Source organism: Wandonia sp. (genome assembly GCF_984588085.1).
In genome coordinates this window covers 84,925-111,219 of the sequence record NZ_CFIGVI010000008.1, presented here as the reverse complement: position 1 = coordinate 111,219, position 26,295 = coordinate 84,925, and the positions used below count along the sequence as shown (strand labels likewise).

Here is a 26,295-nt window from a genome sequence, read left to right as displayed (position 1 = left end):
TTTGGAGTACAAATTTACATATAATAGAGCAGAATCAGGTCAGGTAAGCAGAATACCCGCAGCAATCGCAACAAAAAGTACAATTTGTGCCCATTTCATAAAAAGAAGACCTGTTTCTGACTGGCGAATAAATCCCAAAAGCCGGTCAGAAAAATAAGCGGCAGCAGTAAAGATAAGTACTGCCTGTGCAAAGAAAATGAAGCTTAAAAAGTAGGTGTAAAAAAGGGGGGAAGGACTGGATACCGGAATAAACTGAGGCAAAAAAGCCAGAAAAAATAAAGTGACTTTAGGATTCAAAACATTCATTAGGAATCCCTTGGAGAAAAGCTTGAAAAAAGTTGTTTCCCTAAGGTTTCCCTGAATGGGTTCGATACGATGCGAGGATTTGAATACCTGATAAGACAACCAAAGAAGGTAAGCAGCTCCGAAGACCTTGATACTCCAGAATATCCAGGGAGTCGTTTTTAATAAACCGGCAGCCCCGAATGCAACAATCGAAGAATGGATAATCAGACCGGAACACAGACCCATTGCTATCGCAAATCCGGTCTTAAATCCTTTGGCGGAACTACTGGTAATAACTAGAAGAATATCAGGTCCGGGAGAAAGAGTAAGTAAGAGACTTGCTCCCAGAAATGATAGAAAAGTATCCGGTCCCATATTCTTTTACATCCCGTTACTACAAGCAGTATGTTACCTGTTCAATACAATTCTGTCCTTCTCAATTCGGATGATCTGTTCTTTATAGAGGTGCCCGATTGCTTTTTTAAACATCTTTTTGCTCATACCAAAAGTGTCATAAATCATTTCAGGATCACTTTTATCTGTTATGAACATGACACCATCATGTGTTTTCAGGTAATCAAGAATTGGATTTTTGCGTTCGTGGGAGCTGTTTTTTCCGGTTAACTGAAGGGTAACATCAATTTTTTCATCTTCGCGAATCTGTTTTACGAATCCCTTCTTTTTTTCTCCGATATGCACCGGTGTAAAAATCTCGTTGTGATAAATCATTCCTGAGAAAAGATTATCAACAATACACTTAAAGCCAAGTTCATGTTCTTCCGTAACAAGAATATTTACTTCTTCGTCCGGTACATATTCGGGAGGAACTGTATCCAGAAATTTGGCGGTTTTTGTAGATCCGGCCAGACGCTCGCTTTCCTGATCGTAGTAACAAAATACAAGATAATTTCCTCCTTCCTGAATATTTGCTTTCTGTTCGCGGTATGGAATGAGTAGGTCTTTTTGTAATCCCCAATCCATAAAAGCGCCAATACGGTTTACTTCCCGGACATCAAGAAAGGCAAATTCGTCGCGTTTTACATAGGGTTCTTCTGTGGTTGCAACAATTCTGTCTTCGGAATCGAAGTAAACAAACACCCGAATAACATCTTCTTCCTGAAGTTGTTCCGAACAATAGCGTTTGGGTAACAGGATGTCTCCTAACTGTTCACCATCCAGTACAGCACCGTGCGGTATAATACGCAGTACTTTTAAATCGGCAAATTGCCCTATTATTGAAGTATCAATCATACAGCAAAAGTACGGAAATACCGTGAGAGATAGCAAAGGGTATACAAATTAAGGATGTACCCTTTTATTACTATCGTATTTTGCTGATCGGTAGACCAAGGAAGAGGAGTAAATTTAGTTCGGTAAGATCCGCAAAAGTTGCTTTTTAGCAGGGGAGATATAGGATCGTAAGAAAGGTGAAAAATACAAAGGAATTAACAGATAATTAAAGAAGAAGTTTACTTTAAGCCTAAATTTGCCTTATGAAATTAAAAATTCAGAAAACAGCAAAAGTAGCCGTACAGGGAAACCCGGAAACAGCAAAATATTGTTGGATCGTATTACATGGATACGGGCAATTAGCTGAATATTTTATTCGGAAGTTCAGTCCATTGGATGAAACAGAGCATTTCGTTATTGTGCCGGAAGGGATGCATCGTTTTTATCTGAAAGGAACTTCAGGAAGAGTAGGGGCGTCCTGGATGACGAAAGAAGAACGACAGGATGATATTTCGGATAATATACAATACCTTGATAAAGTAGCAGCAGAATTGGTTGCGCATCATACATTTGAAAAAATAGTTGTATTGGGATTTAGTCAGGGGGCTTCGACAGCAGCAAGATGGATTCAACAGGGACAACTTCCGATAGATTACTTTGTGCAATGGGCAGGTGTATTTCCTCCTGATCTGGAACTGCCAAGTCAGAACAACCGGTTTGATACAATCCGGCATATAGTTGTTATTGGAAAACAAGATCCTTATTTTAAAAATCAGGACGATCTTTCTCAATCGGAACAATTAAAACAAGTAAGTACAGATTTAAAAGTTATCTGGTTTGATGGGGATCATAATGTCTATCCGGAACCTTTAGCAGATGTTTGTAAAGAGATAGTCGGTCAGGATTAAAAAACAGGCAAAAAAAAACGGGGAACGTGAAGCTCCCCGTTTTTGTATCGTTGTTTGATAGCTTATTTAACCATAAACTTCATCGTTTTGTTTCCTTCGAAATTGATAAAGTAGATACCACTTTCAAGATTCTCTACATTGATAGTCTCAACTGTGTTAGACATTGTAGAGGAATAAACTGTTTTTCCTTGTGCGTCTGTAACTGTTATGTTAGCACCTTCAGCTCCGTTTACTGTAAGTACATCAGAAGCAGGATTCGGGTAGATGCTGATTGCATTCAATTGCTCTTCAGTCATTCCAAGAACAGCTTCGATATCCGATGCTACACGAGGAAGAATTCTGTGCTCGTTAAACCCGAATGATTTGATACCTGTAATGTTATAAATCGTTCCCTGAACACCTCCGTAAGCGTATAATTTGTCATCAACGATAACGGCACCGTTTGCATCGGAAACAACCCATTCACCAAATCCGTTGACTGGTTGTGTACAAACAACATTTTCAAAACGTACCAATACTGATTCATACTCCTCAACTGAAGCAGCATCAGTTGAAAGAACAACAGGATTTGGAAGAGCATTTCCTTGAGAAATAACATTGAAAGAAGTTACATAGTTGATCTGAGTAACTGTATTAAATTCAACCACTTTTCCGGTAATTAAAAGTTCATCACCAACGGCTGGAGTATTCGCACTGTTAAATACTTCGATTCCCGTCCATGGTCCTTCGTCGTCCTGAATAAAATAACCATTCTGATAAGTTGCTGTAACAATACCTGTAGTTGTAACAGTTTGGTCCATATATGGAGAGTTTCCGGAAGGATCCGTTGTATTCTGAATATTGTAAATTGCTACTACAGGAGTAAGCGGGCTTTCAGAAACAAGAACATTGTCTATTTGGTACGTACTTCCGTCTGAAGCTGAACCGATATATTTAAATGCAAGGTAAACTGTTGACTGTCCGATATAATCCTCAAGGTTAAAATCTCCAGAGTTCTCAAAATACCATGAATCAATATCACTATCCATGTTTAATGAAGCTGTAATATCGGTCCATGTTCCATTTGCAGAAGGATCACTTGTTCCATCATAATCCGTAGAAAGATAAACAACCAAATCATCACCGGCAAATCGCTTTGCATTATCAAAAGATAAAAAAGCCGTTGTAGTTGCAGAAAGATCAATAGCTGGAGATACTAACCATGATTCTAATGCAAGATTTGTTTGTGTTGAGTTTACATAGTTGCTAATACGTGCATTACTTGCCCCACTTGATGTGTTATGGTACCAGGAGAATGTTAATGTACCGCTTGTTGCAGAACCAAATACTTGCCAGTTATTATTAGCAGTAAGATCCGCTCCGTCAAAACGATCACAGAAAATAGCTCCTGCACACAGGTCTTCTTCTAATTTTACATTGTCAATCTGATAGGTACTTCCATCTTGATCGCCACCAATGTATTTAAACGCAAAATAGATCGTAGACCCTGCATACGCTGAGACATCAATTGGGTTAGAAGGAACCATTGTCCAAGATGCATCATCCGCGTCAAACCCCGCTACAGCTGTATAATTATCCCAGGTTGCTGTAGTTACATCACCAGCATAGTCTGTACTTATGAATAACTCGATGTCATCCCCTTCAAATCTTCTTGTGTTAGAGAATGAAAGTATTGGGTTCATTGCCGAAGTTAAATCAATAGCAGGAGATATTAACCAGCTCTCAGTAAGATGGTTTCCTGAACTGAAGTTAGAAACTTTAGCATATCCATTAGACTGGTACTCTTCATATACCCACTCATATCCATTGTTGACAGGAGTTTCTACAGTCCATGCATTACCAGAGGTTAGGTCTGGTCCATTAAAGTACTCTGTAAAGTACGATTGTCCGAAAGACAAAGCCGTCATAAAAACTGACGCAAGAGTTACTACTTGTTTTTTCATAATTTTCCGAATTTAATTCTCATTAACTATAATATCATCTACTTGCCAAGTTGCAGCTGAGTTTGGAGTAGAACTGGTGTATTTGAAAGCAAAATAAACAGAACTATTCCCCATGAATTGACTCAGCTGAATTAATCCTGAAGGAGTCCAGCTGAAACTACCCGGAGACCAGGTTGCATAGCTGGTATAATTTACCCATGTTCCGTTTGTAGAAGGATCACTGGTACCGTCATAGTCTGTTGAAATCATTAACTGAAGCGCTGGTCCGTTATAGTTCTTAGACGATTTAAATTGCAGTCCCGGAGCAGAAGCCTGAGATAAATCTACAGCCGGAGAAATCATCCATACCTCGGTTGTGTTTGTAGAACCGTTCTGATAACCACTAATAACTGCATAGTGATTCCCGGAAGATCCCTGATCAGAGATGTACCAGTTGATTCCTGCTTGCGGGGTGCTGGTTACTACATAGTTGGTCCATCCTCCGGAAGTAATTGATTCATCCGAGAAGTTTTTAAACAAGTAAGACTCAAATGGGTTTGCCGTACAACGGTTTCCATTCATGTTAATTTCAGATGGTTTACGGATGTACAATTGTTTGTCATTATTGAAGACACCTACCACACAAACAATGGAACCATTTCCCTGAGCGACCATTTCGTCAGCGAAATCAGCATAACCACTTGTTCTTACAAGTGCAGAGTGAGTTTCATCGCAATCAATAAGGGTGCGATTCTGAGTTTGTTGCGTAACGGCATTTGCATACGTATTGTTTAGCTCTGAACCGCTAAACTCAACATTATTAATACGAACCAGTTTTGCCTGGTAATCTCCGTTAACAATATCAGCAAGTGATACATCTTCCGGAGCGATGTGTTTTCCGGTCGCTTGTTTAATAATGTTCTTATCAACATCAACTGAATCCAACTGCAACATTCCGTTGTAACTTGAAAGGGTAGTTCCTTTTAGTGCAATTCTAACAGAATCCCCTTCGTAAAGACCTCCGGAAAACAGCGTTCTCAGAACGATTGCTCCCGTAGGATCCTGTACATAGGCATTTTTATAAATGTTTCCGTTTTGATCATCCATCGTAACATTCGCATAGATAGAAAAGTCTTTATCAAATCGGATAGGCACATTTCCTCCTGCGGCAAATGTATCACGCAGGTCCTGAAGTGTTAGTAAATGTCCTACAGGAATTTCCTGTACAGGAGGTGAATCAAATTCTTTCTTCACACATGATGCAGCGGTCAATGCCAGTGTAGCTGCGAGAACGGGTAATTTTATTTTATTTTTCATACGGATAAAATTCAAAGATTAAAAGCTAAAGCTTACCATCGCAAAGAAGGTAATTCCAAACATATAAGCATACTTAGGAGGGAAACGATCAATGTCATTCGACATATAACGAAGTTGTTCGTAACCACCGGTCTTAAACTTGGTGTTATTCAGTAGGTTGCTGATACTCAGATTTACATTAATATACTGACCACCTTTTAAACGCCATGATTTTCCACCATACAGATCAACCGTTAACCCTCTGTCAAGTCGAGTCTGATCTAAAATCTGATTCCATTGAGGATCGGATGTTACATATCCTTCAACAGCTTCTTCTGTTCTTCTGTCCGGGTTTGGATCCAGATAAATGTGATCAAAGTAGTTAACATTGAATCCGGCAAACCAATACTTTGGAGAGTTGTACTTCAAACCAATCGCAGCTGCTGTTTGTGGCATTCCTCCGACACGGTAATTTTTTAAGTAAACGGTTCTGTTTTCAGCAACAAGTTCTGAATTATTATCGCGGGAAATCGTAGCGGTTGGACGAGAGTTGTAAATGCTTTCTCCATGTGCAAGAACTCCTGTCATTGTAAAGGTAGGAGTCATGTTCCACTCAATACCCAATTCAAGTCCCATGTGACGCGTATTAACACCGGTCATAGCATAGTTAACAAGTGTATTATACTCATCGTGATAGAAGGAACGCATCCAAACCTGATCCTTTATTTCCGTATAGTACAATGTAAAACGTGTTTTTAACTTGGAATAACGAATATTATAGTTCAAGTCTGCTGTCATAAGTTTCTCATTAGTCAGACCATTAACAAAGTCATTACGGGTACGGGAAGAAATGAAAGCATTTCTTGCCTGAGGAGCACGTGTTAAATAAGCTCCGTTTAGACTCAGGTAATGTCTTCCGGTGATTTTATACGTTGCGCCTCCCTTAACTCCAAAGTTATCGAATTTTTTCTTTTCAGAATTGCCCAATGAATTGTCAGGGAATCGTCCGTTTCTTACGTTACCGGTTCTCCAAAGCGATGTGTGCGAATAACTTCCCGTAAGATAAACATTCACCTTTTTAAAATCATGCTCTATTTGAGCAAACACGTCATGTTTGTTGACGTGAATGTCGTAGTCATGCCCGAAACGTTCACCTTCTTTTACAAGACGGTTCGGATTATCGATATCATTTTGAGATGCTTCCGGATCATCAAGATCTCTTTCGGCAAACTGGTCAACATCAACCCAAAATTCTCCACCCAACAGATCCTGTACTACACGGAAATTCTTGCTGGTATAAAAGTTAGCTGTATATCCGGCTGTGAAATTCGTTTTTTCAGTAAACTTCTTTTCAAATACAGAGTTGAAACCATACTGAATGTGATCGTTACGCATTTCTTCAAGAATATATTTTGAGCGCAATCCGGTTACATTATTTCCGGGAGTGCCGTTCACATTCTCAATGGTAGAAATATTCTTGTAATTGGCATTATACATTCCATCCCAATTTACCTGTCTGTAGTTCTCATCTGTCATCCAGCTATTAGTAACCTGATTGAATAAGTCACTCCCCGGGTCCTGATAACTTGGGAGATAACGGTAATAATCCGGACGTGGGTCACGGGCTTCGTACCAGTTTAAACGGGTTACCCCGTTTCGTCCTCCTGAAACATACGCTGTTGTGGTAAGTTTCATCGTCTTGTTCATATCCCAGTAATGAGAAAGCATTCCTGTAGGAATATGGCTCTTACGAACACGTGAATTTCGTTTTTCACCATCCTGGAATCCCCAGTTAGGGTTATAGTAATTATTGCCCGACAAATCGTAAGCTTCCTGAACAACTAAAGATTGTAAACCTCTATAGGAAGGAGCCCCAAAGCCGGTTAGTCCGATTGTATGTTTTTTATTGATTCGCTTTTCGATAGCCAGATAGTAAGCCCATGCATCAAAACTGGTTCCGTCAATATATCCTTCCGAAGCCCATCTTCTTGAAGCAGAGGCAGCAATTGCCCATCCGTTTTTCATCATTCCGGTTCCATGAGAAACCATAACTCGGTGATGATAAGCACGGTTGGTTCCGGCGTAAGAAACTTTTGTTCCTTTCCTCATAGAGGATGCCCGTGCAGAGATTGAACTATACCCACCGATTCCCTGAAACATAGAACGGGAAGGAGTAAGACCTGTTTGAACGTCCATATAACGGGTAACATCATTCAAACCACCCCACATAGCCCAGATAGCACGACCCGTTTCCATATCATTCATAGGAATACCGTTAATAAGGACAGTAGTATTCATCCCATCATATCCTCGAATACGGAAGCGAGCAGGTCCAAAACTAAATCCCGCAGTTGATGTGAAAATATCACGTGATGATTGTAGTAGCCCCGCAATATCCTGTGTTCCCATGTCCGACTCTCCGTCATCGTCTCCAAGATTAAATACAGGAAGCCTGGTTTCTGTAAGGGTATTAGACGTATCTTTAGGTAGGGAAAGGGAGTCGGGTTCTGTTTGCCCCCATATACCAAAGCTTGTTAAGAAAAACGCAGCAGACAGCGTTTGACAGTAAATTTTATTCATTCTGCACAATTCAATTTGTGGCAAAATTAACAGGTTCACCTGAGATATTTTAAGAAATTTTGGTATTTAACGTTTTAATAATGTCCATAACTTGACAAATCCCTATCTTCGCGGAGTATAATTTTTCATTTTTTAAATGTACAGAACCAGGTATTTTATGAGATCATTAAGACAAGCATTCTTATTGTTTACAGCCTTTTTGTGGAGTTTTTCCATTAGCTGGTCACAGGATAAAGATAAGGAGTATTTAGTATCATGTATCGGATTTTATAATGTTGAAAACTTATTTGATACACTCAATTCGGAAAATACAATTGATGAGGAGTACACTCCCGAGGGAAAAAACGCCTGGGCCTCCGAGCGCTATATGGAAAAATTGGATCGTTTGTCGGAGGTGATTTCTCAGTTGGGGGAGGAGTATTCTCCTGACGGAGTTGCGGTATTAGGCTTGGCAGAAGTAGAGAATCGTTCTGTAATTGAAGACCTGATCGCTACAGATCGGTTGAAAAACAGAAATTATGCTATTGTACATTATGACTCTCCGGACAGAAGGGGGGTGGATGTTGGATTGGTATATAATCCGAGCTATTTTACGGTTGAAAGCAGCAGTAGCCATGTTCTTAAAATTGAAGGAATGGATGATTTCTATACCCGGGATCAACTGTTGGTTTCCGGACAGTTTTTAGGAGAACGTATGCATTTTATTGTGGGACACTGGCCTTCAAGAAGAGGTGGAGAAAAAAGAAGTTCTCCTTTGAGACAGGCAGCAGCTGACCTGGCCCGATCTATTATCGATTCAATTCAGGTAGCAGAGAACGGAACGGCGAAAATTATTCTGATGGGAGATTTGAATGATGATCCAACTAATAAAAGTGTAAAGAATAATCTGAATGCATGTGGTGATAAGGATGATCTTGAAGAGGGGCAATTGTTCAATGCTTCTATGGGGCATTTCAAGAAAGGAATTGGTACGTTGGCATGGAGAGATACCTGGAATCTTTTTGATCAGATGATTTTAACACCACAGTTAGTAAACGGAGACTTTAACGGACAGAATTTTTATAAGTTTGTTGTGTTTAATAAACCTTTTTTGATGCAATCTTCAGGAAGATTCAGAGGGTATCCATTCCGTAGTTTTGCCGGAGGGCAGTATTTAGGCGGATATGCAGACCATTTTCCAGTGTATACGGTTCTATTAAAAGAAAAAAAATAAAGATTTGAGAAAAATTATCTTAGTTGCAGGTATCGCTTTTTCTACCGTTACCAATGTTTTTTATTCGCAGATTATTAATTCGGAAATAGAGGTCTCCGCTATTACAAATGATGGTCTGACAATTAGTTGGGACAATTCGCAAAGTGCTTCTTCTTATCTGAAATATGGGTATACGCGTAATCTTGAGCAGGGACAGTTAAATGGGGGGGCAACACTTTCTCCTGAGTTTCAGATTTCCGGAGCAGGAGATGCGCGTTTGATTTATGTACAGGCAATTGCGGATAATGGCTCCGTGACTGATGAAGGAGATACGTTGGTATTTATAACTGCTTCGGAGTCTAGCGGTGATATCCGAACCTATTTTACAAAAAGTGTCAATACTTCGTATGCAAATAGTGTGTCAAATGAAGCTATTCAGTTGAATAATCTGATAGACGACACTTTGATAGCTTATATTAACAGAGTAGAGGAGACATTGGATATCGCCATTTATAATTTGTCATCAGCTTCAAGTATTTCTAATATCGCTGGAGCTATTAATGCAGCTTATTCAAGAGGGGTTCGGGTACGTATTGTCTATAATGAGGATACTGGAAATACAGGGATTGCTCAATTAAATTCTTCCATTCCTAAATTGGAAAGCCCTGTGCCACAATGGCCGGATGGACATGGTATTATGCATAATAAGTTTGTGATTTTTGATGCAGAATCTGCTGATCCGAATAAATCCATTCTTTGGACGGGGTCAACCAATTTTACATCACAGCAAATCAATACGGATGCGAATAATGTAATTATAGTTCAGGATCAGGCATTAGCTAGAACGTATCAATTGGAGTTTGAAGAGATGTGGGGGGGAAGCGGTGCTAATCCTACTATTTCTGCTTCTCGTTTCGGACCGGATAAAAAAGACAATACACCTCATATCCTTTCAATAGCCGGAAAACGTGTTGAAAGTTATTTTAGCCCTTCGGATCAGGTGAATCAACGAATTATTCAGGCTGTAAATGATGCACAGGGAGATTTGTGTATTAACACAATGTTAATCACCCGGGATGATATAGCAAATGCGATTGTGTATCGTAAAGCAATGGGGCTGGATATACGTGTTTTAGTGAATAGTCAGGGAGAAACAACGGTTTGGGATCAACTGGAGTCCTCTTTGGGGGTAAGATTGGCGAACTATTCAACGGTTAGTGGCGTATTACACCATAAATTGTTAATTGCCGGAGCCGTTTCCAATATGAATCCGTTTGTTTTGACAGGTTCGCACAATTGGTCTACTTCTGCAGAAACGCGTAATGATGAGAATACGTTGATCGTATTTGATGAAGATGTTGTAAACAGATACTATCAGGAGTTTATGGGGCGTTTTGGTCCGATTGCTTCAACAGATGAATTAACCGTTGAAGACGACAATATCCGGATATTTCCGAATCCTTCTCAGGGAAATATATTTATTGTGAATGAAGGGAATACAGCCATAACCTCCGTTTCTGTGTATGCTCCTTCTGGAAAGAAAGTGTATGAAGAAAAACCATCTCCTGAAAGTGAATTACATGAGTTACGTTTAGTTGATTTGGCAGGAGGAATATATTTCGTTGAAATCAAAAGTGGATCGCATTTAAAAACGGTGAAAATTGTTCTTGAGTAAGTGGGTTAAAATAGCAGTTGTATTATCGCTTTTTACAGGTTTTTTTTATTCCTGTCAGCATACGTATGTAGCTTACGAGTCAGTTGTTCTTGAAGTTCGAGACAGTCTATCCGGACAAGAGAAAATGGAGCAGCTTATTCGGCCTTATTCTGATCAGTTGAAGAGTAAGATGGGAGAACGATTGGGATACGCAGCGTGTGATCATGTAAAAAACCGTCCGGAAGGAAATTTAGGAGATTGGGTAGCGGATCTTACGCTGGAACGAGCAACAAGTGACTTTAAAGATTCGGCAGCCGTAAAACTAATCGCTTTGTTTAATCATGGTGGTTTACGTGCTTCGATTGGAAAAGGAGATATTTTGTTGAGTAGTATCTACGAATTGATGCCCTTTGATAATGAAATTGTCTACATACAATTGTTACCGGAACGATGGAAACAGATTCATGAGTACCTGAGACAGTCCGGAGGTGAACCAATAGCTGGATTTAGTTATGCAGATAGTTTGTGGAATGATAATTTTTGGGTGGTGACATCTGATTACCTGGCGAATGGCGGAGATCGAATGAACTTTTTTAAAGAACCTCTTCAGTCAGTTAAAACCGGGAGGCTATTGCGAGATGAAATTATCGATTTTGTAAGAGAAAACGACACTATTTGTGTGCAAACGGACGGGAGATGGCAGTAGACAGAAGAGAATTTATTCGAAATACAACTGTTTTCGGGGTAGGAATATCACTGGCGCCTGCATTGCTTACTTCTGCGGGAAGAAACTATAAAAAACTGACCATCCTTCATACAAATGACACGCACTCAAGAATAGATCCTTTTCCCGCTAACGATAAAAGATATGGAAACCGTGGCGGAGTAGTAAGACGAGCGGAGTTAATTCGCCATATCCGTAATGAAGAAGAACACGTGCTTCTGGTCGATGCCGGAGATGTATTTCAGGGAACTCCTTATTTTAATCAGTTTAAGGGCGAACTTGAAATGAAAGTTATGCAGCAGATGGGGTATGATGCCATGACAATGGGGAATCATGATTTCGACATCGGATTGAACGGGTTTTTGAACGCGTATTCAAATAATGCTACGTTTCCTGTTATTTGCTCTAATTATGATTTCAGTGACACCATTCTGAATGATGTTACTATTCCGCATAAGATTTTTAAAAGAGGAGAGGTAAAGATTGGTGTATTTGGACTGGGCGTTGAATTGAACGGACTGGTAGGAAAAAAGCTGTACGAGAATACAAGATATCTGGATCCGGTATCAGTTGCTAATGAAAAAGCAATGTTTCTGCGCCACGAAGAAAAATGTGATCTGGTAATCTGTCTTTCTCATTTGGGGTACGCTTATAAAACAGACAAGATTTCGGATACCTCACTGGCGGAACAGACAGAAAATATTGATTTGATTATTGGTGGACATACACATACTTTTTTGAGCGAACCTACACAATTGAAAAACAGAAGAGGAGAGAATGTACTTGTCAATCAGGTTGGTTTTGGAGGAATTAATCTGGGAAGAATTGATTTTTACTTTGGAGACGGTGACCGTAAAGAGCATTCTAAACTGCTTAGAATAGAATAATTTAAAATTCATTTTTTAGGCTATAAAAAAGGTCGCTTACTTATAAGCGACCTTTTTCTATTTTATTTCTTGTGTATTTATTTTCGGACAATTAGTTTTTGAGAAGAAAGTAACGTACCATCTTTTTCATAAGCAGTAACAAGGTAGATTCCTTCTGCTAATGACTCTATGTCCATTTCCGTTGCTGCATTTCCATTAACGGGGAATTGCTTAACTACCTGCCCGGTAACAGTCGTAACTTCTATCTTTTCGACAGTTGCTATGCTGGTTACCAGAGAAACTTCATTTTTGGCCGGATTCGGGTACAAAAGGAATGTAATTTCATCATTTTCTTCTATTCCTGTCGTATTGGCAGATACCGAAACCGTATAACATGTTGTACTCGATTCACAGGTACCGGTTACCGAAAGACAAACCGTATAAGTTCCCGGCTGATTATATGAATGTGCCGGATTTTGTGAAGAAGAACTATTTCCATCTCCAAAGTCCCAACTATAGGAAGTGGCATTACTTGATGTGCTTGTAAACTGAACATTAAGGAAATTTTGCGTCAATACGAAATCGGCAACAACCGGAGCAGGAGCAGCTAATAACGTATAGTCCTCAGTTACCTGACAGCCATCCGCCGAAGTTGCTGTGATCTGATAGGTTCCGTTACCTATATTACTCCACTCTTCAGTTGAAGGTCCGTTTTGCCATTGGTACGTTATTCCTGAACCTCCCGAAGCAGAGGCAATCACAGTACCGTCCTGACTATCATCACAACTTGGGTGAGTAACTGTTGCAGACAAGACAAGATTGGAACTGTAAGCAAGGTTGAACGTCTCGTTTACTATACATCCATTGCCATCCGTCGCAGTAACCGAATACACTCCGGGCGCTAAATCGTTGAGTAATGTTCCGGTAGCTCCGGTATTCCATTGGTAGGAAAATCCTGAACTTCCCAACGCATTTACTGAAATTTCTCCATCTTCATTTGGTGAACAGGTAGGAGAAGTTATCGTTGATGATACTGATAAATCAAGGTCATAGTTCAGATTGTATTGAATAGTCGTGTCACATCCGGAATCATCTGTTACCACCAAAGAATAGGCTCCTATATCTAATCCTGTAAGAGAAGAGGTTGTGTTTCCTGTGTTCCAGGCATACGTATAGCCGGGAGTTCCACCGGACACATTTACAGAAATACTACCAATTGCATTTTCTGGACATAGAGGCTCTATAATAGTGGGAGTGATGGCTAAATTACAAAATTGTGTCTGCAATAATTCTACACAATAATCTTCAGTTTCGCCTGACATATATTCTCCACATACTGAAGGAAGAGAAGTCACCGGATAATCCTGATACGATAACTGAACGCGCATACGTGTAGTTCCTGGAGTAGCATTGGCGGGAATGGTGATATTATCGGTTACAACTCCATAACCCGCAGATGATTGATCGTAAACTAATTCACCGGCAGTAAAGGTTCCATCCTGGTTCAAATCTATCCAGATTCTGGAGTATGTTAGTAATGGCTGTCCGTCAAACCCCGGTGTAACAGAAAAAGGATAGGTAGCTCCTATATTCAGAGAAGAAATAGCAGATAAAGATGCAGGGCGGTATCCGTTATCGTCACCTGATACAACCTGATTCCCGTTGATTTCAAAGCTTTCAATCCATTCATTCTGACTTCCCAACAAGCCGGTAACAGTATTTCCTCCGGAAAGTTCACTGAGTAACCCGGCTCCGTCAGCCTGAGAAACCATTACAACCGGTATGGTAATGAGGTTACCTTCTCCACCATCTCCCAGGGAAGCAGGAGAAGTCCCCTGATTATTTATGATAATAAGACCTGTGGCACCTGCATTTTGGGCATTAAGTGCTTTTTGTGAGAAGTTACAAGTACCACGAACAGCAACGGCAATATTTCCGTTTATCTGTGCTGCGTTTGTTAGTGTATTACAGCCTTCTTCACTGGCAGCTGTTCCATCATCTACCAGTATCAGGTTTCCGTAGGCATATCCATTATCAAGAGTCGCTCCCCAATTATCTGTAAGCGTATAACTTGTAAAGTCTCCTGCTATTCCGGACGGAGTATGTACAGAAACTTCCTCTCCCGGATCTGTTGATGAAGCATCGCAATAAGTAAGGTCCATGCAAGCTCCGCAACCTGTTGTACTAAAAGTTCCTATCTCCGGAGAAGAATTTGATTCGTCAGCACATTCAACAGACATGTAGTACTCATAAACAGTGCAAGAGTTCAGGTTATTCACCTGTATAGATAAAGTACTGGAAGAATGCTGTGTCCAGTTTGCACTTCCTTCTTCTCTTACGAAAACAGAGTAATTGATTACATCCTGAGTGGCATCATACGTAAATGTTACTGTATTATCATTCACAGTCGTAATAACAGGATTGGCTGGAGGAGTACACGTTGAACAGGTTGCTTCCATTAGTAGATCCATCGAATTTTTAGCGTTGAGTCGTCCTCCTGCAATAAACGAATTTGTCATATTAGCTTTTAGATCAACACCATCCATCAGAGCCTGATAAATCAGGTCAGAGCCATCCTGAGGATTGTTGAGCACGATATTCATAAATCCGGGACAGGGAATAGAGTATAGCAAAGCAATAACTCCGGCCGTATAAGGACTTGAGAATGATGTTCCGGTTGTGGTTGTATAACTGTTTCCGTTTGCAGTAGTTCTTACACTGATTCCAGGAGCCGGAAAGTCAATTGTTGTAGCTCCATATCCTCCGGCAAAATTATCATTGTGTCCAGATCGTCCAACGCCTACCATGTAATCAGAAGGACACGCAGTCGGCATATCACCTGAAACATCTACATTTAGATCACTGTTGGTTGTTGCTCCGCAGTTGACAATCCCATATTTTCCAAGTGTATCATAAAACTGACACCAAATAGGGTAGTTGTTCGGATTTCCTCCATCAATTCCCCAGGAAGCATTTGTAGCCACAATAAAAGCCCCTTCAGTTCCATTCGTTTCGTTATATTTTTTTCGCAACGAAAGCGGATAATCATAGGCTGAGACAACAGATGATTCAGTCATCGAATACCCAACTACGTTCATCATTTTAACATCCCAGTTAGCTCCGACAACTCCCAGATTATTATTCCCCTTGGCACCAATCATTCCGGCTACATTTGTACCGTGTGTGGTAGAAACTCCTGTAAGGTTTCCTGAATTGTTACTAACGTTCCAGCCATTTATATCGTCAATATAACCGTTTCCATCATCATCGATACCATTTCCCGGAATTTCGAAAGGATTGGTCCAACGGTTTTCAATCAGATCACTGTGACTGAAATCTACTCCTTCAAGTATACAAACAACAATATCGTGTCCGAGTGCGTTTTGTCCCCCTGTGGTAATGTCCCAGGCTTCGTCTATATCCGTATCGGCATCTGCCGTTCCTCCGGTTTGTCCTGTATTCAGGTGATGCCACTGCTGATCAAACTGAGGATCGTCCGGAGTGGTGGATCGTAATTCAACAACATGGTCGTTCTGGGCTAAAGTGATTCCATCCATCCGGTTTACCATTTTCAAGGCTTCCATTTGAGAAATAGAGAAGGGATTAAATTCAACTAGCCAGGCCCGCATGTGGTCCGATAATTGTTTATTGACTTTAAACTCATATTGTGCCGGAAGTCGTTGAAATAAAAGTTCAGGGTCTGTATTTTCATCCACCTGAATAATGAGATGCCCCGGAATAAAAGGTTCCTGTTCGGCATTCCTCATTTGTCCCAGACCGGGACTTGCATACGCGATAAGTAGAGTAAAGAGTAGTAATAGTTTTGAGAATATAGAATCAAACATGGTTGCTTGTTTTTTTGGTTCGGGTAAATTTAATACATTTTCACCAAAATTTAAAAACAAGTTTATATGGCTGTATTTGAGTGTTTTGATTCTAGTTTAGAACAATCCGGATTGTTTTTCGATGCGTATTGTCTTTACTCGTGAATCGTATGAAGTAAACCCCTTTAGGTAAGCCGTTTAGGTCTATTGATAACTGATCTGATTGATGTAATTCTAGTTTTTTGACAGGAGTCCCCACGAAGTTAATAACTTCTGCATGATCGAAGCTGCCCCAACCATAGGATAGGTATACTACCCGTTCATTTCCAACAGGATTTGGATAAAGCGTAAGCATTTTTTGAGGAGGTGTTTCTGATTTATGCTCTACAATAAAGAGAACATACGACTCCTGTTTACTTTGTTCATCTGAAATACGCAGTTCGATCTCTCCACTTCCTTCAGTCGTATTCCAAACTGCTAATTTCATAAATCCAAAATCACCGATAGCAATAGGCTCCATATAGGCTGATGAAGGTACTGTATTATAACAAATACGATTGTCACACAACGAATATCCCCAATCTTCGGGAAATGTATTTTTTGTAATTTCCCATTTGAGCCAAATAGAAGAATCTGAAATATTATCAAAATAAAACTCTCTTGTGACTTCTTCACCTTTTTTGACTTGCATGGAAATAACCCCTGATTCGGGATTGACGGTAAACAACTGTCCGAACAGATTGGAGCCGAATAGAAGAAAGACCGCAATAAATAGTGACCTCATGAGTTTCTTCATAGTAAAAGAAAGATACAAATAAATAGTGATAAATCATAAACTAGAAGGAAGTTTCGATAAAACCGCTTAATTTTGTATTCAGCATGAAACGTTTACAGGAGCTTTACAAAAAATACTATCCTTATTTCATTGATGTCTGGCAGTATATTGTTATTATACTACTGTTTATAATTGCTGCTTTGTTGTTTCTGTAAAAGGACTTTTAACATAAAGCCGTATATTTATAAAAAAAAGTAACAATGAGATTACTCTTTCTGTTTTTCGGTTTTATTCCATTCCTTTTTCCCGTTTACCAATCCTATGCACAGCTTAATCTTGAGCAATTAGGACATGTTGATTATTTTCAGGAAAGAAATACATATGTTAATGATGTTTGGGGGTATGTGGATGAAACAGGAATCGAATATGCATTAGTAGGGGCCCGATCCGGTGTTTCGGTTGTTTCTCTGGCAGATCCTGAAAATCCGGTAGAGGTGTTTTGGTATGAGGGCGATTTTTCGGTCTGGAGAGACTTAAAAACGTATGGAGATTATCTGTATGTGACAACAGAGGCAGAGAGTGGGTTATTGATTATTGACCTGAGTCCTCTTCCTTCGGGTACGGTTACCGATGTTAGTTTATATGACGGACCTTCCGGAAATACATGGAAGTCTGCGCATAATTTGTATATAGATGAAAACGGGTTTGCCTATATTTTTGGTTCTAACAGAGGGCTGGGAGGTGTGATAATACTGGATGTAAGTACAGACCCTATGAATCCGATAGAGGTAGGAGAGTTTGATGACTGGTATGTACATGATGGTTTTGTTCGAAATAATATGATGTATCTGGCTCATATTTACGATGGTTTTTTTTCGATCGTGGATATAACAGACAAACAAAATCCGGTTCTTTTGGGTACGGCAAATACCCCTTCAAATTTTGCGCATAATATCTGGCCGGATAATACCGGGCAATATGTATTTACGACGGATGAGGTTTCTGATGCTTTTCTTGCTGCTTATGATGTTTCTGACCCGGCAAATATTTTTGAAGTAGACAGAATTCAATCCAGTCCGGGAGCGGGAATAGTACCACATAACGCACATTATTACCAAAACTGGCTGGTTACTAGCTATTATACAGATGGAGTTACTATTCACGATGTTTCGCGTCCTCATAATATGATAGAAGTTGGGAAGTATGACACTTCTCCTTTGCAAAATACATTCACACAAGGATGTTGGGGGGCATATCCGTATTTCCCCTCAGGAATTATACTGGCAACGGATATTGAAGAAGGGTTATTCATCCTTCAACCTGATTATAAATTAGGATCTTACCTGGAAGGTCTCGTAACAGATCAACAAACAACAAATCCGTTGCAGGGAGCGCATATTACCATCGAAGGAAATGATCAGGGAGCGCTTACGGATAACATGGGGGAATATGCAACAGGAATAGCGCAAACGGGGACATTTGATGTTACATACAATAAGGTTGCTTATTACCCGCAAACGATTTCGGTTTCTCTTTCCGAAGGAAATGTTACAAATTTGGATGTACAATTGGAACCAATGCCTGAGTATAGCCTGAATGTAATAGTTAAAGATGCGATTACCGGGAATGGTATTATGGGGGCAGATATTCTTCTTAGTTGTCCGGAAATAGAACATGAAATTGTGAGTAATGGCCTGGGAGAAGCATCCGTTCAGATGTACTATGAAATAGAATATGAAGTGATTGTCGGAAAGTGGGGATACCGTACAAGTTGTGAGAATATATACATAGATCAGCAGACGGGAACACTAACGATTCAATTGGAACCCGGATACTATGATGACTTTACTTTTGACTTTGGATGGTCTGCCACTTCGGATGCAGAAACAGGGCAATGGGTTCGGGATGTTCCGCTTGCGACAATATCGGGATCAAACCCTTCACAGGATGTTGCGTTTGATTGTGGAAATAAAGCGTATCTAACAGGAAATACCGGAATAGACCCCAATCTGGATAATGTAACTAACGGGACGGTTGTTTTGATTTCTCCGGTTTTTGACCTAACAGGTATGTCGGATCCACATGTGAACTACTGGACTTATTTCTATAATAGGTTTGGTCCTTACCCACCTAATGATACATTGAGTGTAGTACTGACAAATGGTTTTGTAACAAGTCGGGTAGATTACGAAGCATTTCCTGATTCTCCGATGGAAGAATGGGTTCCGAAATCAATACGTGTGTCCGATTACATGACTCCGACAGCAAATATGCAGTTGTTTGTTTCCATAAGCGATTATGCCGAAACAGTGAATATAACAGAAGCAGGGTTTGATTACTTTTCGGTGACCAATTCAAATGTATTAACTGTTGAAGAGGAAGAGCCTGATTACGGGGTAACGGTATTTCCTAATCCGGCAGATACGAAAATTGAGATTCATTTGGAAAATCAGGTGTATAAAGAGGCGACTCTGTTTGACAGATCTGGTAAGCTTGTAGTACAAACGCAGGAAACGAAGATGGATGTCAGTGGCTTGTCACCCGGTATGTATTTTCTAAAGGTACAGATCGAAGGTGGTAACGTATACAATCAAAAGCTGGTTATACGATAAGGTATAGTTGATACAATACTAAATAAGCCCGTTCATTGTTGAACGGGCTTTTTGGTTGATAACGGATGAGTTTGTGGAAAGAAACAAATCTTATTTAGACAACCATGAACGGAACATCCAACTGTCTTTTTCTTTTTCTCTTATGAGATCACTGATCATACTGTTGGTCCCTTCATCGTTTACTTCTCCTGATAATTCAAGAATATCTCTTTCGAGAATCAGTAAATCTTTTTGTGCATTTAGCAAATACTCCATTCCTGCATGTCCATCGGATGTTGTTGGTAATTCTTTAATGCCCGAATGCGACAGATAATCAGTAAATGTATGAAGCGGACGATGACCTAATGTCAAAATACGTTCTGCGATATCATCAATTACAACCTGTGTGCGTGTGTATAGTTCTTCATATTTAACATGAAGCTCAAAGAAATTGGTTCCCTGTATATTCCAGTGTAATCCACGAAGGTTTTGGTAATGTATCTGATAAGAAGCAAGTAAATTGTTCAGTTTTTCTGAAAGTTCACTGGTTCCTTTTTTTTCTAATCCTATATAATTCATAACTCTGTATTTTTGTGTTCCTTTCAAAGATAATGAATTAACTTTATAGTTTTTATTAATACTTTCAATGGTTTAATTTATATTTTCTATGATATCACTGGTTCAGGTAGAGTATTTACTGGCATTATATGAAGAACGGAATTTTCAACGTGCTGCAGAGCGTTGTTTTGTGACACAACCTACACTTTCGGTTCAGATCAAGAAAGCGGAAAGACAGCTTGGTGGTAGGCTGTTTAACCGGGATATTACCCCGCTAGAACCTACGCCTCTTTTTATGAAGATTCTTCCGGTTCTTCACCAGCTGAATAATGATATGCGGACATTGAAGCAGAAAGTACTGCAGGATACTGATGGGGTAAAAGAAGAGCTCAGAATAGGTGTTATCCCTACAATTGCGCATTATCTTATTCCTGACATGTTTGGTATTCTGAATGAACAATTAAAAGACTTCTCTCTGAAGTTTGAAGAATACCGTACTGCTGAGCTTCTTGAGTTGTTAGAAAAAAGAAAATTAGATATAATTATCCTTTCCGGTCCATTGGAAACAAAAGGGTTTGAAATTCAAAAGCTATTTATTGAAGAGATTGCTTTTTATATGAAAGAACCCAAAAAACTGGATTCTGTACGTGGATTAATTGATGAAGATCCCTGGCTGTTGACGGAAGGAAACTGTTTGCGGGCGCAAATGATCAACTTTTGTGAGCTAAAAACCAATGAAACAGCAAAATGGGATTATCAGGGGAGTTCAATAGATGTATTGATTCGGATGGTAGATCGTTATGGAGGGTATACATTGATCCCGATGAACTATCCGAAGGATCACATTAATAACGGAAATATTGTTCGAATGAGGGAATCGGTTCCCGCACGGAGTGTGATTGCAGGCTATCATCGGAAAAATAGTAATTATGATGCTCTGGTGAAAATAATACAAGCTATTCAGACCGTCTATACCAATGACGCTTCAAAAGACTGGGAGTTCATTGATTGGCACTAAATCAGAAGAACAAAGGAGGTTTTCTGAAATCGTATTTTACATCTCTTAACATACTTGCGTTGGCAGATATACTCAGGACGAATCCGGTAAATGGACCGACAGCATTCCAACGGAAATTTAAACTCCAGCAGTGAATGTTACGGTGAATGTTTACAAGTACCTGCGTAAATTCACCTCTGTTCAGGTCGTAAGTACCATTCGTTGAAATACGCCACCTGGGGGTTAGTGATAATTCTGCGTTGTATGCCAGCGTATGTGTAATATTATCCGGAGCAGGGTTATTTACCGTTGGATAACGCCAGTTCACAGTATGAGTAAGGTTGATCTGCCAGGGAATCCGGTAATCAATTACCTGATGCGGGAACATTGCATATTGATTAAAGTCCTGATTCCAGTTCTCTTTGAGTAGCTTTTCGTTTTCGTTTTTAATCTTCTGCCCTTCACGACTGGTAAGCGTAAACGTTGTATTAATATTCCAATTGATAAACCTTCCGAGTTTGTTACGTTCGGAGATAGCAAATTCTTTTCTGGAGATTCCCGTTGAGTCGTCCCAGTCATACAAACTGAATATTCCTCCGGCAACAATGCTTATTTGCTGGATAGGTTTGATCCGTAATTGCAGATTCAGGTCAGAAAGCTGCATACTATCTTTTAACAGGTCATAAGAACCGGTGACAGATAGTCCTTCAATTAAACCAAGACTTTTGGTTCCGGTAGAATCCCGCTTACTCGGGAATTTCATATCCAGTACACTGTTTAATCCGAAAGTAATTAATCCCTGGTCGCGATTAGAACCCTCTTTGTAAAGTGAGTTTTCATAAGGCGAATAGGTGACTGCATTTCCGTTTGGACCTACAAAAGCGGTTCTGTGATTCGTTAAGCTGGGGACATAACGGAATCCAATAGTAGGACGGGTTACATTTCTGAAGCGAACATTCTTCAAACCAACAATCCGGTATAAACTATAGATGGAATTGGTCATATTCAGCTGAACACTCAAATTTTGCCCCATGAAAAAACCGGAAAGAGAATCTATTTCAGTTTGGTTCGTTCCCGGGTTGTAGCGTCGCTCTGTTGCCTGAAAGTTCCAGAAATTTGTGTAGTTAACTGTAGGGGTAAAGTTCAGTGTTCCGTTAAACGCTTTCAGGGTGGTTGTTAGATTCATCTGATGGTTTACTCCGTTCAGAAACCTGCTTCCGATCAGGTTGGCATATTGAGAAGTAAAAAGAGAATCGTTAATATTTGCCTGATTTTTTACTTCGGCATTATAGGTGAAACCAATTTTTTCAAACCATTTTTCGCTTCCGACAGCTTTTTTACTTCGAAAGATCTTAAAAGGAAAAATCCGACTCATCGTAAAGTTAAGCGTAGGAGCATCCATGAAAATATTTCCGGTTTGTGAGTTTTGATTGGCACCGACTTTTAAACCAAGGTTATACGGTTTTCCTGGAAACAAACGATTAACCGTAATACTTGATTGAAGTGCGTTGTTAAATACGTTTTCACTAAGTGGATCAAGTGTGTTCTGCGTATTATTATCGGAGACAAAATTTACACTGGCTCCAAAGCGCCAGTAGGGATTTGCTTTTGTGTCCTGTGTATGTGTCCAGTTCAGTGTAAATTTATTGAGTTTATTTTCGCTTGGGAAAGGTTGTTTTAACTGTAAAAAGTCAATGCGGGCACTACCTTGTGATTTGTAGCGAATATTATAGTTGGTCTGGTTGGCAAGCCCCCACGATCCTCTTGAAAAAATAGTACCGAAAAAAATAGTTTCAAAATTTTGACCGATCGGTGTGTAGAAACCAAGATCCTGAAGACCAAATCCATTCTGCGATACCGGGATTATTTGTGGAAAAACCAATCCTCGTTTTTTACCTGATGAGGTAGGGAAAAAACCAAAAGGAAGAGCCAGAGGAGTGGGGACTCCGTTAATCCACAAGTTGGCAGGACCGGTTACAATTCTTTTTTCAGGAACCAGTACGGCACGTGACAACTGAAAATGAAAATGCGGATAATCAAGATCACAAGTACTGAAACGTCCCTTCTCAAAATGGATCTCTTCATTCTCTTGTCGCTTGGCACGTTCCATATACAGAAAACTTTCGTCCTGTTGAATGCGTGTTTCTTCAATAAAGGCCTTTTTCGTATCGAAGTTGAAGCGCATTTTGGCAGCTTTCACCTCTTGTCCCGAATCGACAAACAAAGGTTCTCCCACCCGGTTGCTATCAGCATCAAGCGTATAAGTTGCCGTTACCTCATTCTTTTCAAGATCAACAACCATGTAATCCGCTGTTAAGACCGTTGTACCGAATGTGATTTTTGCTTCTGTAAATAAATGTACCTTTTTCTCTCTGAGATCCGAGTAGATACTGTCTTTGGCAGAGTAAAATATAGGTTCATCCATCGAGTCATCTACCCTGTAAACTCTTGGTTTTACCGCTAATGAATCACCCCCTGACAGATGTAGTGAATCTTCCGAATTGACGATTGTACTGTCGCTTTGTCCCAATGTGTATCCATTGAAAAATAGCAATGTTATAATTATCAACAGGTAAACGAGGATAATTTGCGCTATGGAACAGTTTTTGGTCAATACTATCTTGTAATTTTGTCTTATGACAAGCATTTTAACGATTGCAAAACTAAAAAATTACCTTGCTTGATGAGTAAAAGAGTTCTTAACATATCAATTTTATTTTTTGCGACACTTCTTTTTTGTCCTGTTCTGTTGGGACAATCTTCTTTTGGAGATGATTCTGAGCGCGGAATACGCACGGTTGTGATCGATGCAGGACACGGTGGGAAAGACCCGGGTGCGATTGGGAAAATCATGAAAGAGAAAGATCTTGTTCTGAGTGTTTCCCTGAAGCTGGGGGAGATGATTAAGAAGAATTTTCCCGATGTAAAAGTGATTTATACCCGTGACAAAGACGTTTTTGTGGAATTATACCAACGGGCAAAAATAGCGAACACAAATAATGCGGATCTTTTTATCTCAATCCACGCAAATGCTGTAGAATCAACAGCTCCATACGGAACGGAAACATTTGTTCTCGGTTTACATAAAACAGAAGCCCAGAGAAAGGTTGCAGAACGGGAGAATGCCACAATTTATCTGGAATCAGATGGGGGGGATAAGTATAAAGACTTTGATATGTCGCCGGATGCTATTATTGCACGCCAGCTAATGTTAGGAGTGTATTTGAATCAAAGTATCAATTTTGCTTCCATGATTCAGGGAGAGTTTAAGTCACTGGGACGAAATGACAGGGGGGTAAAACAAGCGGGACTTCTGGTGTTGTACAATACGACCATGCCGGCCGTTTTGGTTGAACTAGGTTTTCTATCAAACGTAAATGAAGAGAAATACATGAACACGAAGGCAGGGCAGGAGAAATTGACAAGATCTGTTTTTAATGCCTTTGTCAAATACAAAAGCCACATTGATGGTGTTGAATATATGATTTCACATACGGGGGATGATGACCCGGAGACAGTGAAAAATCTGGGTCAGGAGGATGAAAAAGAGCCTGTAATCATCAAAGAAGATACGTATTCAAATGATGATGTGGTATTTCGGGTTCAGATTGAAACATCTCGTTCAAAACTGGCGAAAGATAGCCCGAGGTTTAAAGGGCATCACGTATTTGAATACTTTCAGGACGGATTGTATAAATACACGGTCGGTGCTTTCGCAAATGATTTTGATTCAGCGAATAATCTGAAAAAAGAAATGAGAACGAAAGGGTATGAATTTGCTTTTGTCGTAGCTTTTCAGGGGAATGAACGTATTAATTTAGAAAAAGCTATTAAATTAGCAACAAAATAGAAGAGGTTTGAAAATATCAAAGGAGTTTAAAACCGGTCTTATTGTAATTTTGGCGATCGCAATTCTGATAGCCGGAGTCAACTTTTTGAAAGGGGATAATTTTTTCGGGGGAAGTCCCGAGTATTATGCTGTTTTTGAAGAGTCCGGTTATTTGGAGCCCTCCAGCGCAGTAACGCTAAACGGAGTAGCTGTAGGAACAGTTAAAGCAATTTATAATGACCCGGAAGATCTTAGGAGAGTAATTATCCGCTTTTCGATTACTAAGGAAGGACTGGAATTACCCAAAGGATCGATCGCAGAGATTACTTCTACAAGTTTATTATCAAAAGGATTGATTCTTAAACTGGATTATGAAGCCCAGGATGGTTTTCATACGCCGGGAGATACCTTGATTGGTAGTGTGGCTCCTGAATTAACGGATGCCGTAACTGCGGAGGTATTGCCGATTAAGGAGAAACTTGAACGCCTGATGTCTTCTGTTGAAAATATGGTCGTTTCGGTCAATGCCTTCTGGGATACGACAGCAGCTCAGTCTCTCGATGGTAGTCTTCTGGAAGTTAAAATTGCTATTGCACGATTCGGAAATCTGGCGAAGAACCTGGATGAAATGGTGATTCGCGAGAGTTCACGTTTAACGGATATTCTTCAAAATGTAGAAAGTATTTCAGCGAACCTGAAAGCGAGTAATGAGAAAATCAGTAATATTATTGGAAATGTATCCAACTTGACGGATACACTGGTAACAGCTGATTTTGCGGGAGTGATTAAAAAAGCTACCACAACGCTTGAAACAATGAATACAGCGTTGAAAAATGCGGCTGAAGGAAAAGGTACGTTGGGTAAATTACTTTATGACGAACAACTGTACAACGAGTTAGTTAATACCAATAAATCTCTTCAGGAGTTGGTTGAAGATATAGAACTTCATCCTGAAAAATATATTCACTTCTCCGTGTTTGGTAAAAGTGAAAAAGGTGTTAAATTAACAAAATCTGACGAAGAGAAACTTCGTGAATTACTGAAAGAACAAAACAATAAATAAG

Annotated in this window: 18 protein-coding genes; 9 read left to right on the top strand and 9 right to left on the bottom strand. The window is 39.8% G+C overall.

Going from position 1 to position 26,295, the window contains the following annotated elements; all coding sequences use genetic code 11:
* Nucleotides 1-39: 39 nt before the first annotated feature.
* Together AC4PL9_RS05190 and AC4PL9_RS05185 are read right to left on the bottom strand one after the other, a co-directional pair.
* Nucleotides 40-660 (bottom strand): LysE family translocator, encoded by a 621-nt coding sequence (locus AC4PL9_RS05190; protein ID WP_491603714.1) that lies wholly within the window; start codon nt 658-660, stop codon nt 40-42.
* Nucleotides 661-693: 33 nt separating this feature from the next.
* Nucleotides 694-1,536 (bottom strand): CvfB family protein, encoded by an 843-nt coding sequence (locus AC4PL9_RS05185; RefSeq protein ID WP_491603713.1) that lies wholly within the window; start codon nt 1,534-1,536, stop codon nt 694-696.
* A 242-nt stretch (nt 1,537-1,778) separates the two neighbouring features.
* On the opposite strand from AC4PL9_RS05185, the gene AC4PL9_RS05180 reads away from it, so the two are divergent.
* Entirely contained in the window at nt 1,779-2,423 is a 645-nt protein-coding gene (locus AC4PL9_RS05180) for an alpha/beta hydrolase (protein WP_491603712.1), read from the top strand.
* A gap of 62 nt (nt 2,424-2,485) precedes the next feature.
* On the opposite strand, the gene AC4PL9_RS05175 is transcribed toward AC4PL9_RS05180, so the two are convergent.
* From AC4PL9_RS05175 to AC4PL9_RS05165, 3 genes are read right to left on the bottom strand one after another with little or no spacing between them, the layout of a single operon-like run.
* Nucleotides 2,486-4,366 carry a choice-of-anchor J domain-containing protein gene (locus tag AC4PL9_RS05175; RefSeq protein WP_491603711.1) on the bottom strand — a complete coding sequence of 627 codons (1,881 nt, stop codon included), beginning with the start codon at nt 4,364-4,366 and terminating at the stop codon, nt 2,486-2,488.
* A gap of 12 nt (nt 4,367-4,378) precedes the next feature.
* Entirely contained in the window at nt 4,379-5,662 is a 1,284-nt protein-coding gene (locus tag AC4PL9_RS05170) for a DUF5689 domain-containing protein (RefSeq protein ID WP_491603710.1), read from the bottom strand.
* An 18-nt stretch (nt 5,663-5,680) separates the two neighbouring features.
* The gene (locus tag AC4PL9_RS05165; protein WP_491603709.1) at nt 5,681-8,221 is read right to left on the bottom strand and encodes a TonB-dependent receptor; all 2,541 of its coding nucleotides are present in this window, start codon (nt 8,219-8,221) and stop codon (nt 5,681-5,683) included.
* A 157-nt stretch (nt 8,222-8,378) separates the two neighbouring features.
* On the opposite strand from AC4PL9_RS05165, the gene AC4PL9_RS05160 reads away from it, so the two are divergent.
* From AC4PL9_RS05160 to AC4PL9_RS05145, 4 genes are read left to right on the top strand one after another with little or no spacing between them, the layout of a single operon-like run.
* The gene (locus AC4PL9_RS05160; RefSeq protein ID WP_491603708.1) at nt 8,379-9,434 is read left to right on the top strand and encodes an endonuclease/exonuclease/phosphatase family protein; all 1,056 of its coding nucleotides are present in this window, start codon (nt 8,379-8,381) and stop codon (nt 9,432-9,434) included.
* A 4-nt stretch (nt 9,435-9,438) separates the two neighbouring features.
* Nucleotides 9,439-11,088 carry a phospholipase D-like domain-containing protein gene (locus tag AC4PL9_RS05155; protein ID WP_491603707.1) on the top strand — a complete coding sequence of 550 codons (1,650 nt, stop codon included), beginning with the start codon at nt 9,439-9,441 and terminating at the stop codon, nt 11,086-11,088.
* Nucleotides 11,081-11,773, top strand: a complete 693-nt coding sequence (locus AC4PL9_RS05150) for a 5'-nucleotidase C-terminal domain-containing protein (protein WP_491603706.1) — start codon at nt 11,081-11,083, stop codon at nt 11,771-11,773. Before AC4PL9_RS05155 ends, AC4PL9_RS05150 begins: the two co-directional genes overlap by 8 nt.
* Nucleotides 11,764-12,678: a bifunctional metallophosphatase/5'-nucleotidase gene (locus tag AC4PL9_RS05145; protein WP_491603705.1), complete on the top strand. Its 915-nt coding sequence runs from the start codon at nt 11,764-11,766 to the stop codon at nt 12,676-12,678. The genes AC4PL9_RS05150 and AC4PL9_RS05145 overlap by 10 nt, the downstream gene beginning before the upstream one ends.
* Nucleotides 12,679-12,755: 77 nt before the next feature.
* Here AC4PL9_RS05145 and AC4PL9_RS05140 read toward each other — a convergent pair whose 3' ends face one another.
* Nucleotides 12,756-16,502, bottom strand: a complete 3,747-nt coding sequence (locus AC4PL9_RS05140; protein ID WP_491603704.1) for a GEVED domain-containing protein — start codon at nt 16,500-16,502, stop codon at nt 12,756-12,758.
* Between the two features lie 91 nt (nt 16,503-16,593).
* Nucleotides 16,594-17,265, bottom strand: a complete 672-nt coding sequence (locus AC4PL9_RS05135) for a T9SS type A sorting domain-containing protein (RefSeq protein ID WP_491603703.1) — start codon at nt 17,263-17,265, stop codon at nt 16,594-16,596.
* A 251-nt stretch (nt 17,266-17,516) separates the two neighbouring features.
* Between AC4PL9_RS05135 and AC4PL9_RS05130 the strand changes: the two genes are divergently transcribed.
* Entirely contained in the window at nt 17,517-19,868 is a 2,352-nt protein-coding gene (locus AC4PL9_RS05130; RefSeq protein WP_491603702.1) for a choice-of-anchor B family protein, read from the top strand.
* A gap of 90 nt (nt 19,869-19,958) precedes the next feature.
* Here the strand turns inward: AC4PL9_RS05130 and AC4PL9_RS05125 are convergent, their stop codons facing one another.
* Nucleotides 19,959-20,426, bottom strand: a complete 468-nt coding sequence (locus AC4PL9_RS05125; protein ID WP_491603701.1) for a Dps family protein — start codon at nt 20,424-20,426, stop codon at nt 19,959-19,961.
* Nucleotides 20,427-20,514: 88 nt separating this feature from the next.
* Here AC4PL9_RS05125 and AC4PL9_RS05120 point away from each other — a divergent pair, with 88 nt between their 5' ends.
* Nucleotides 20,515-21,423 carry a LysR family transcriptional regulator gene (locus AC4PL9_RS05120; RefSeq protein WP_491603700.1) on the top strand — a complete coding sequence of 303 codons (909 nt, stop codon included), beginning with the start codon at nt 20,515-20,517 and terminating at the stop codon, nt 21,421-21,423.
* A 1-nt stretch (nt 21,424) separates the two neighbouring features.
* Here the strand turns inward: AC4PL9_RS05120 and AC4PL9_RS05115 are convergent, their stop codons facing one another.
* The gene (locus tag AC4PL9_RS05115) at nt 21,425-24,016 is read right to left on the bottom strand and encodes a putative LPS assembly protein LptD (protein WP_491603699.1); all 2,592 of its coding nucleotides are present in this window, start codon (nt 24,014-24,016) and stop codon (nt 21,425-21,427) included.
* Between the two features lie 69 nt (nt 24,017-24,085).
* Here AC4PL9_RS05115 and AC4PL9_RS05110 point away from each other — a divergent pair, with 69 nt between their 5' ends.
* On the top strand, nt 24,086-25,252 hold the full coding sequence (locus AC4PL9_RS05110) for an N-acetylmuramoyl-L-alanine amidase family protein (protein WP_491603698.1): 1,167 nt from the start codon (nt 24,086-24,088) through the stop codon (nt 25,250-25,252).
* A 7-nt stretch (nt 25,253-25,259) separates the two neighbouring features.
* Nucleotides 25,260-26,294 carry an MlaD family protein gene (locus tag AC4PL9_RS05105; protein ID WP_491603697.1) on the top strand — a complete coding sequence of 345 codons (1,035 nt, stop codon included), beginning with the start codon at nt 25,260-25,262 and terminating at the stop codon, nt 26,292-26,294.
* Nucleotide 26,295 lies beyond the last annotated feature (1 nt).